Here is an 8,801-nt window from a genome sequence, read left to right as displayed (position 1 = left end):
TTTTTCCTCGAGCAGTTTCTTGAAAATCTGTGACGGTTCATCGACCTCGAACAGAATAAAATTCGCCCGGGAGGGATAAACGGTCAGCTCGGACATTTTGGCCAAGGCCTTATAAACCCGGTCGCGCTCGTCGGAGATCTGCTTGACATATCTCTTCACGTATCCCGGCTGTTCAATCACGGCAAGCATCGCGGACATCACCAGTCTGCTGATGCAAAAAGGGAGGAGGCACTTCTGCACCTGGCGCGCCGCCTCCGGATCGGCGATCATCCAGCCGAGCCTCAAACCCCCCAGCGCAAAGGCCTTGGAAAAGGTCCGGAGCACCACCAGATTGTCGTATTCCTTGACCCAGTCGAGGACGGTAAAGCCCGAAAAAGGGTAATAGGCCTCGTCAATCACCACAAGGCAGTCGGCCGTTTCGATAATTTTACGGAGGACATCGGGATCGAAAAGATTGCCGGTGGGGGCGTTGGGGTTGGGAATAAAAATAAGGCTCGGCCTCCGCTTGATGGCCTTGAGAATCTTGTCCTTTGGAATGGAAAAATCGTCATTGAGGGGAATTCGGGTGACCTGGTTGGCAAAAAGCCTCGCCTCGATCTCAAACACGCCGAAGGTCGGATCCAGGATCATCACCTCCTGTTGCACCGATGTGGCAAAGGTCAGCGCCTGAATGAGAACGTTGGAGCCGTTGGCGAAAACAAGGTTGTCGGGCCAGACCTCCAACAGCTTCGCCATCTTTTTTTTGAGGAGCAGTTGGTCGTCGAGAGGATACCGGTTCCAGGGGAGACGGAGGAGATTTTCAACCACCTGCGCCTTGAGCTCCACCGGAATATCCCAGGGGGACTCGTTCTGGTTGAGTTTGATCCCTTCGTGGGCCTCGAGGTGATAGGCGGGAAGATCGAGGACTTCCTGGCGGAAAAAGTTGGTCACACGGCCCTCTTCATCTCGGCGATCGTCTTTTTATAATCCTTGCTTCCAAAAACCGCCGACCCGGCCACAAACACATCCGCCCCAAGTCTGCTCAATTCGCCGATATTGTCGGTCTTCACCCCGCCGTCAATTTCGATCAACGTCTTTTTGCCTGCGGCATCGATGAGACGGCGCAATTCCATCAGCTTCTTTTTGGTGTAAGGAATGAAGCTCTGCCCGCTAAATCCGGGGTTGACCGACATCAAAAGAACCATGTCGACAATATCCAGAACCGGTTCAACGGCCGATATGGGGGTTGCGGGGTTGAGCGCCGCCGTCGGTTTGGCCCCCAGGGCGCGGATCCGGTTTAATGTTCCGTCGAGGTGATATCCCTCTTCCACATGCACCGATACATAACTCGCCCCCGCCTTGATAAAATCTTCAATATAACACGACGAATTTTCGATCATCAAATGGACATCGATCGGGAGTTTTGTGATTTTTTTCACCGATGCGACAATCAAAGGCCCGACCGTGATGTTCGGGACGAAATGCCCGTCCATGACATCCACATGGATCCAGTCGGCCCCCGCGGCTTCCACGGCGCGCACTTCGTCGCCCAGTTTTGAGAAGTCGGCGGATAAGATTGAGGGTGCGATAATTTTCATTTTAGACAATGTCAAATTTCAAAGTTTAAATGTCAAAGGAATGTCAAAAATCCAATGCCAAATTTGAAATTGTTTTTTTTCAGTTTCATTTGTCATTTGAACTTTGACATTTGTCATTAATTACATGCCCAGTCTCTTCCCCACCTCCAGCCGATACCCTCTCACAAATTCACTTGCCGGCAGACACCTTTTTCCTTCGAGTTGCACCTCCGTTAAAACAATCGCGCCTTCGCCGCAGGAGACATGAATTCCTTTTTCATTCAAAAAATAAACGGTTCCCGGGGCTTTATCTGTTTTTTCGGCAAGAACTTGGCCATGGTAGATTTTCAACATTTTATTGTCAATGAATGTATAGGCGCCGGGCCACGGGTTAAGGCCGCGAATCCGGTTTGCAATTTCGGAGGCGCTCGTTCGCCAATCGATTTTTCCATCCTCCTTTTTAAGCGCCGGGGCGAGTGTCGCCTTCGAGTCGTCCTGGGGGGTCGGCGTGATTTGCCCCGACTGAATTTTCGGGAGCGTTTCAAGCAGAAGACGGGCCCCCAGGGGCGCCAGTTTTTCGGCGAGGCTTCCCGCGGTATCGGAACCCTCGATGGGAATTTTTGTCTGACGGTAAACCGGACCGGCATCCAGTTTGAGAATCAATTTCATGATGGAGGCCCCCGTCTCGGTCTCTCCGTTGATAAGGACCCAGGGGATCGGCGCCGCCCCGCGATACTTCGGGAGAAGCGAGGCATGAACGTTGACGCAGTCGATTTTCACCGCTTCCAGAACCTGCTTGGGGAGAATTTTTCCGTAGGCGGAAACGACGATGAAATCGGGTTTGAGCGATTCAATTTGTTTTAAGATTCCTTCGTCCTTGAGCGTTTCCGGTTGAAAAAGGGGGAGGCTTTTTCCCCGCGCCAATTCCGCGGTGGGGCAGACATGCAGATGACGGCCCCTGCCGGCCGGTTTATCAGGCTGGGTAAAAACCCCAACGATCGGATAGCCATTGTCGATCAGGGACACAAGAGAGACACGCGCGAACTCGGGCGTGCCCATGAAGAGAATCGAGGGTTTGTTCACAGTATTGCGGCCAGTTCCTTTTCCTCTTTCGCCACCCGCAAACGCTTTTGCTTGTACAAATCCTGTTTGACCCGGCTCAACTTGTCCACCAGCAGAACGCCGTTTAAATGATCGATCTCGTGCTGGATGCAAACCGCTTTAAGCTCCTCCGCCCCGATTTCCCTTGGTTTCCCTTCAAGATCGAGATATTTTACGCGGATATTTGCATTCCGGTCGACAAGGACAATCAGTTCCGGACAGGAAAGGCACCCCTCCTCATACTGGATCTTTCCTTCCCCCTTCACAATCTCCGGATTCACCAGCGCCAGCTTGTCGTGAACGATTTTTTCGGGATCGATCGGGTCGATCTTCGGCACATCCATGACGACAAGGCGGATTGTCTCGCCGATCTGCGGCGCGGCAAGGCCGATGCCGTTACTGATATACATTGTTTCAAACATATCCTCGGCCAATCGAACGATGGAGGCTGAAACCTTCGGAACCGGTTTTGATTTCTTCCGCAGGCGGGGGTTGGGGTATTTGAGAACGGTGAGTATTGACATAATGTGCCCGGGTGCCTGAGTGCCCGGGTGTCTACGTGTTCACATTCTTACGCAGGTACGCGGGCACACGAACACCCACGCACTGAATTTATAACATAGAGATCGGATCGACATCAACCGCCCATTGAACGCCGGAGGGGATGTTTGACCCGGCAAAGGCGGCTATTCGAGACGCCCCTTTCTGGACAGCATCCCTGTTCTTCCCTTTCAGGAGAACCTGCCAGCGGAACCGGCCGCGGATTTTTTCGATCGGCGCCTTTGAGGGACCAAGGGCGGCAGGGCCGCCCGCCATATGATCCAAATGGACCTTCAGGCATCGCATGAAATCGATCAAACGTTTTTCGTTGGCGGAGGAAAAACGAAACTGGATCAGCCGCGCCTCCGGGGGGTAGCCCGCCTCTCTGCGGAAGGACAATTCCTGTTCAAAAAACCGTTCGTAATCGTTCCGGCAGGCGCACTGAATGCTGAAATGGTCCGGAGCAAAGGTTTGCACGATCACCCGTCCCGGTTTTTCAGCCCTCCCCGCCCGGCCGGCCACCTGGGTTAAAAGCTGAAAACTCTTTTCCGCCGCGCGAAAGTCGGGGAGCCCCAGCCCCGCGTCGATCCCCAAAACGCCGACGAGGGTCACATTGGGTATGTCGTGCCCCTTGGCCACCATCTGCGTCCCGACAAGGATATCGATTTTCCCCTCCTTCATTCTTTTGAGCGTTTGCAAAAGATACCCCTTCTTTTGCGTGCTGTCCCGGTCCAGACGGCTCAACCGGGCCCGTGGAAACCAGGTCTTCAACTCCTCCTCTACCGTCTCGGTGCCAAGGCCCAAAAGGGTTGTTTCACGGCTTCCACAGGAGGGACAAATCGAGGGGAGTTTCGTCTCAAAGGCGCAATAATGGCACAAGAGTTGCTTGTTATGGCGATGGTAGGTGAGGCTGACACTGCAATTGGGACAGAGATGCGACTTTTCGCAGGCGAGGCAAAAAAACGAACTGGCAAAGCCCCTGCGATTGATCAAAACAAGCGCCTGCTCTTTTCGCCGAAGCGTCTCGGCAATCGCTTCATGCATTTCGGAGCAGAGGGACAAAACGCTCTTTGTCTGTCGTTTGTAAGCGGCCATGTCAATCAGGCGGATTTGCGGCGTGACCGCCTGTGTCGGCCGTTCGCGCAGGGTAAAAAGCCTGTATTTGCCGGCACGGGCGTTGGAAAAACTCTCCAGAGAAGGCGTGGCCGACCCCAAAAGGACAACCGCGTTTTCAATCTTGCCCCGCACCAGCCCCAGATCGCGGGCGTGATACCGGAATCGCTCCTCCTGTTTGTAGGATGCATCGTGCTCCTCGTCGATGATGATAAGCCCCAAGGAGGCCAAAGGGGCAAAAAGGGCCGAACGAGTGCCGACCACCACGCGAGCGCTCCCCTCCAGGCACCGTCTCCATTCGTGCAGACGTTGATTTTCGGTCAACCCGCTGTGATAAAGGGCTAGCTTCTCCCCGAATACCTGCCGAAAGCGGGCCACCACCTGCGGGGTCAGGCCAATTTCGGGCACAAGGAAAAGGGCCGTTTTGCTCTTCAAAAGAACCTGTTGAAGAAGTTTCAGGTAGATCTCGGTCTTGCCGCTCCCGGTGATGCCAAAGAGAAGGGCCGGATGGAAAACCCGTGCGTCGGCCTTTTCAGCAAGCGCCTGATAAACAGCCTCCTGTTCGGCATTGAGCGAAACCTCCTTTTCCGTCTCCCAATGTTCCGCAAATGGCGATTGCCGAATCGTCGGCTCCTTTTTTGAATCGGTCCGCCGTCTGCGATAGAGGGCCGACGGGAGAGCCGTCGATAAGACCTCCCCCAAAGGGGTCATGTAATACCGGGAGGCCCAGTTGAGGCACTCGAACATCGATTCGGTCACGACAGGCCGGGAATCGAGGAGACGAATGATTTCTTTTATCTCTTTGTCGGTAGCCACCTGGTGGCCAGCTTTTTCATGAAGAAAACCAATAACACCAACCACATGGCGTCGTCCCAAAGAAACCTCAACTAGATGACCGGGGACTACGGACAGGCCAGGCGGGATTATGTAAGTAAAAGGATGCGGTAATGGGAGGGGGAGCCAGACATCTGCATAATTCATAATACTTTGATTTTTAACAATATTTTAATATTGGCCTCATTTTTTGTCATAAATTTGGCGCAGTAACAAAAATCGTCAATTTTTATTATTTTTCTTTTTCCTTTTTTGCAAAAAGTCATTATAATTTTTGTTGGATGGACAACACCCTCGCCTTCGGCGAGGGGCCTGCCTGAGAGCAAGCGGGTAATTAGCAGAAGGCGACTTCTTAATTATCCCGCTTGCTCCTCTCCTTCATTCGCATCCACAAGGTCTTTCATCCGATAAATGCGAATGCCCGCCGTAGTTCGCCGGAGGCGGACGAAGGCGGGTTCCAACAACCGGCTACTAACTCACCGACTCTCCGCCAGCATCTTGATCAAATCGAGCGTCTTTTGGCTTAAGGTTTCGTGCTTGAGGGCGTAGTTGATATTTGCCTCAAGAAAACCCCCCTTGTTGCCGATATCGAACCGCTCCCCTTCGAACTGAAGGGCATAGAGACCCCCTTTTTTCGCAAGCCCCGCCAACCCGTCGGTCAGCTGAATTTCACCGATCGCCCCCGATTTTATTTTCTCCAGAAACCCAAAAATATCCGGGGGGAGAAGGTAACGGCCAATCACCGCAAGGTTCGATGGCGCCTGTTCCCTTTTGGGCTTTTCGACCAGGCTTTCCACCTTTCCCAGGCTGGCGGTGAGCGGCGCCGCCTTCACGACGCCGTACTGATGCACCTCTTCCCACGGAACCGGCATGACCGCCAGAATGGCGCCGCCGTGCGCCTCCCAGGGCTTAAGCATCTGGACGGCGCAGGGAACTTCATGATCGATCAAATCGTCGGGAAGAAAAACAAAAAACCATTCATCCCCCACCGCCTGCCGGGCGCATAAAACGGCATGCCCCAGCCCCAGCGGTTTTTCCTGGGTAACAACCGAGTATTTGGCCTTGTCGGTAAGGAAGGTTATCGACTGGAGCAGATCGTTCTTCCCGCGCTCCCGCAGGCATTTTTCCAGCTCCGGCGCGGGGCGAAAATGATCGACCACCTGCCCCTTGTCGGGGGATATGACAAAAATGACCTCCTCCACGCCCGCTGAAAGCGCCTCTTCGACGATGTATTGAATCCCCGGCTTGTCCACAATCGGCAGGAGTTCTTTGGGCACTACCTTGGTGGCGGGAAGAAAACGGGTGCCGAGACCCGCCGCCGGAATGACCGCTTTTTTGATTTTGGGGGATGGCATGGTGGAGGCCTCCTACCAAGCCTTTCACTTAAACACAATCGTCTTGTTCTGATGGACAATCACCCGGTCCTCCACGTGGTAGCGGAGGCCGCGGGCCAGAACCATTTTTTCCACATCTTTCCCCAAACGGATCATGTCGGGAATCGAATGGCTGTGGTCGACGCGGATCACATCCTGCTCGATAATCGGCCCTTCGTCCAGCACGGCGGTGGCGTAGTGGCAGGTGGCCCCGATGAGTTTGACCCCCCGCTCGTAGGCCCGGTGATACGGCTTCCCCCCGACAAACGACGGCAGAAAACTGTGGTGTATATTAATGATGCGACCGGCGAGGCGTTCGCACAGGTCGGCCGGGACAATTTGCATGAAGCGGGCCAGAACCATCACGTCCCCCCGATATTTCTTGAAAAGGGCCTCAATTTCCCCAAAGGCCGCCGATTTGTTCTCCTTTGAAACGGGGATGTGATGAAAGGGGATGTGATGCCATTCGACAAAACTTTTTGTGGTTTCGTGGTTCGAGACAACGGCGACAATGTCAAAATCAAATTCCTGCGCCCGCCAGCGGTACAAAAGATCGGCCAGGCAGTGGTCCTCCTGGCTCACCAGAATCACGGTCCTTTTCTTTTGCGCCGAACTGCTGATTTTCCACTCCATTTTGAACTTTTTGGCGGTCTCTTTGAATTTTTCCTTGAATTCGTCCAAGTGGGTAAAGGAGAGCGACTCGGCCAAAATTTCCTGGCGCATGAAAAACCAGTTCAACTCGCGGTCGGTATGGTAGTCGGCCTCGACAATCGACCCCTGATGATCGGCGATAAAGCGGCTCACCGCCGAAACGATTCCCCTTTGATCGGGGCAGGAAATAACCAGAGTATAGGTGGCCGGATGATTATTCATTTTGCTTCATTTTCCACGCAACTTTTTTTGCGGGGTGACGATAACGCTATTACACTACCACAACTCAAAGGATGGGTCAAAGTAACTTATTGTTTTAATTGATTTTTTATCTCCTTGCCCGTAAGCACAGGGGTATGATAAAAGGAGCAGGAAATTTTATGCGGTTTAAAGATGTCACCAAGGATGCGGTTTGCGAGCTCCTTTTTTATCTGGCGGAAAACGAGGAGTTCCCTTCGCTGGCCAAACTAAAAACATTTACAAAGTCAGAAGTAGCTGAAATTATTAAAGAAATTGCCTTTCAGCTCAAGGGGGAAATGGCTGACGAAGGGCCCCGGCAAAAATTAAACAGCGCCAATTTTGATCTTTCATCCAAGGCCCTTTCGCTGATTTCATGCCTTTCACCGAGGGAAGAACAACTTTTGTTTAAATCTTTTAAGCTTTTGTGACGTTAAAAAAGGGTGAAGATATTGATTCTCCTTTTTTGATGGTACTCATGCTGTTTAAGCCCCTTGGATGATGGTCCAAGGGGCTTTTTTTATGAAATGGATGATGTACACAGACGGCGCCAGCAGGGGAAATCCGGGTGAGGCGGGCGCCGGGGCGCTTTTGGTTTCCGCCGGTGGAAAAGAGATCCCCCTCTCGCGCTATCTGGGGACCAAAACCAACAATCAGGCGGAATATGCGGCGCTGTTGATGGGGCTGGAAGAACTGAAAAAACAGAAGGCCGGGGAGGTGGAAATCCGGGCCGATTCGGAATTGATGGTGCGGCAGTTGAAGGGGGAATACCGGGTGAAGAATGAGGGGTTGATTCCTTACTACGAAAAGGCTAAAAATCTGCTGAAGAGTTTTGAAAAGGTCTCTTTTTGCCATGTGCCGCGCGAGGAGAACAAGGAAGCAGACAAATTGGCAAATGAGGCGATTGATTTTAAAGACGTTCTTTCACATTGAAACCAGGATGATCGCCCTGTGGAATAATAAGGTACTTGAAGAGTTTGAGGCCCTCTAAGCCAATTGATCTTACAAGAGGAACCACACCCCCAAGCATCTTATTATTCCACAGGGAGGAAAGTCCGGACTCCCAGGGCAGGGTGCCGGCTAACGGCCGGGGCGCGCGAGCGCACGGATAGTGCCACAGAGACGCCCGCCAATAAAACGAGGCGGGCGCCAGCCAAAGCAGTAGTGGCGGGCGAGGCCAAGGGGATAACCCTTGGGGTGAAACGCGGTAAACCCCACCCGGAGCAAGGTCAAATAGGCCCCGTTGAGTAAGTGGCGCATCACGATGCGCTTCTTACACGCTAGGTGGCCCGCTTAGTCAGTAGAGGCTCTATGAAGCCTCTACTCTACGGGGCGGGTAGACCGCTAGAGCCTGCCGGCAACGGCGGGCCCAGAGAAATGATCATCGCCGAAGGCG

9 protein-coding genes and 1 other RNA gene are annotated in these 8,801 nt (G+C 53.1%); 3 read left to right on the top strand and 7 right to left on the bottom strand.

From position 1 onward, the window contains the following. The 7 genes from HYU99_05985 to purU form a co-directional block, all read right to left on the bottom strand. Positions 1 to 930, bottom strand: a 930-nt coding sequence (locus tag HYU99_05985; GenBank protein ID MBI2339897.1) for an aminotransferase class I/II-fold pyridoxal phosphate-dependent enzyme, incomplete at its 3' end; no start/stop codon positions are given. Continuing rightward, entirely contained in the window at positions 927 to 1,577 is a 651-nt protein-coding gene (gene rpe / locus HYU99_05980) for a ribulose-phosphate 3-epimerase (GenBank protein ID MBI2339896.1), read from the bottom strand. The genes rpe and HYU99_05985, both read right to left, overlap by 4 nt. Before the next feature lie 120 nt (positions 1,578 to 1,697). Next, positions 1,698 to 2,639 (bottom strand): methionyl-tRNA formyltransferase, encoded by a 942-nt coding sequence (locus HYU99_05975; protein MBI2339895.1) that lies wholly within the window; start codon positions 2,637 to 2,639, stop codon positions 1,698 to 1,700. Next, positions 2,636 to 3,181: a peptide deformylase gene (def, locus tag HYU99_05970; protein ID MBI2339894.1), complete on the bottom strand. Its 546-nt coding sequence runs from the start codon at positions 3,179 to 3,181 to the stop codon at positions 2,636 to 2,638. The genes HYU99_05975 and def overlap by 4 nt, the downstream gene beginning before the upstream one ends. 88 nt (positions 3,182 to 3,269) lie before the next feature. After that, on the bottom strand, positions 3,270 to 5,291 hold the full coding sequence (priA, locus tag HYU99_05965) for a primosomal protein N' (GenBank protein MBI2339893.1): 2,022 nt from the start codon (positions 5,289 to 5,291) through the stop codon (positions 3,270 to 3,272). Between the two features lie 329 nt (positions 5,292 to 5,620). Next, entirely contained in the window at positions 5,621 to 6,499 is an 879-nt protein-coding gene (locus tag HYU99_05960; protein MBI2339892.1) for a UTP--glucose-1-phosphate uridylyltransferase, read from the bottom strand. Between the two features lie 24 nt (positions 6,500 to 6,523). After that, positions 6,524 to 7,390, bottom strand: a complete 867-nt coding sequence (gene purU / locus HYU99_05955; GenBank protein MBI2339891.1) for a formyltetrahydrofolate deformylase — start codon at positions 7,388 to 7,390, stop codon at positions 6,524 to 6,526. Between the two features lie 158 nt (positions 7,391 to 7,548). Between purU and HYU99_05950 the strand changes: the two genes are divergently transcribed. From HYU99_05950 to rnpB, 3 genes are all read left to right on the top strand, one after another. Beyond that, a complete protein-coding gene (locus HYU99_05950) occupies positions 7,549 to 7,836 on the top strand; it encodes a hypothetical protein (GenBank protein ID MBI2339890.1) in 288 nt (95 codons plus the stop codon). 91 nt (positions 7,837 to 7,927) lie between these two features. Continuing rightward, positions 7,928 to 8,338 (top strand): ribonuclease HI family protein, encoded by a 411-nt coding sequence (locus HYU99_05945; GenBank protein ID MBI2339889.1) that lies wholly within the window; start codon positions 7,928 to 7,930, stop codon positions 8,336 to 8,338. Positions 8,339 to 8,344: 6 nt separating this feature from the next. Beyond that, positions 8,345 to 8,791, top strand: an RNA gene (gene rnpB, locus HYU99_05940) — RNase P RNA component class A. The last annotated feature ends 10 nt before the right edge of the window (positions 8,792 to 8,801 follow it).

It is taken from the genome of Deltaproteobacteria bacterium, assembly GCA_016183175.1.
GTDB lineage: Bacteria > UBA10199 > UBA10199 > UBA10199 > SBBF01 > JACPFC01.
Note: the sequence above shows the minus strand (reverse complement) of the source record. Positions and strands in the feature narration are given on the sequence as shown.

Bases quoted from the DNA above. Each gene is read 5' to 3' on its own strand.
- rpe (MBI2339896.1), bottom strand. From the start codon at position 1,577: ATGAAAATTATCGCACCCTCAATCTTATCCGCCGACTTCTCAAAACTG.
- def (MBI2339894.1), bottom strand. From the start codon at position 3,181: ATGTCAATACTCACCGTTCTCAAATACCCCAACCCCCGCCTGCGGAAG.
- priA (MBI2339893.1), bottom strand. From the start codon at position 5,291: ATGAATTATGCAGATGTCTGGCTCCCCCTCCCATTACCGCATCCTTTT.
- HYU99_05960 (MBI2339892.1), bottom strand. From the start codon at position 6,499: ATGCCATCCCCCAAAATCAAAAAAGCGGTCATTCCGGCGGCGGGTCTC.
- purU (MBI2339891.1), bottom strand. From the start codon at position 7,390: ATGAATAATCATCCGGCCACCTATACTCTGGTTATTTCCTGCCCCGAT.
- HYU99_05950 (MBI2339890.1), top strand. From the start codon at position 7,549: ATGCGGTTTAAAGATGTCACCAAGGATGCGGTTTGCGAGCTCCTTTTT.
- HYU99_05945 (MBI2339889.1), top strand. From the start codon at position 7,928: ATGAAATGGATGATGTACACAGACGGCGCCAGCAGGGGAAATCCGGGT.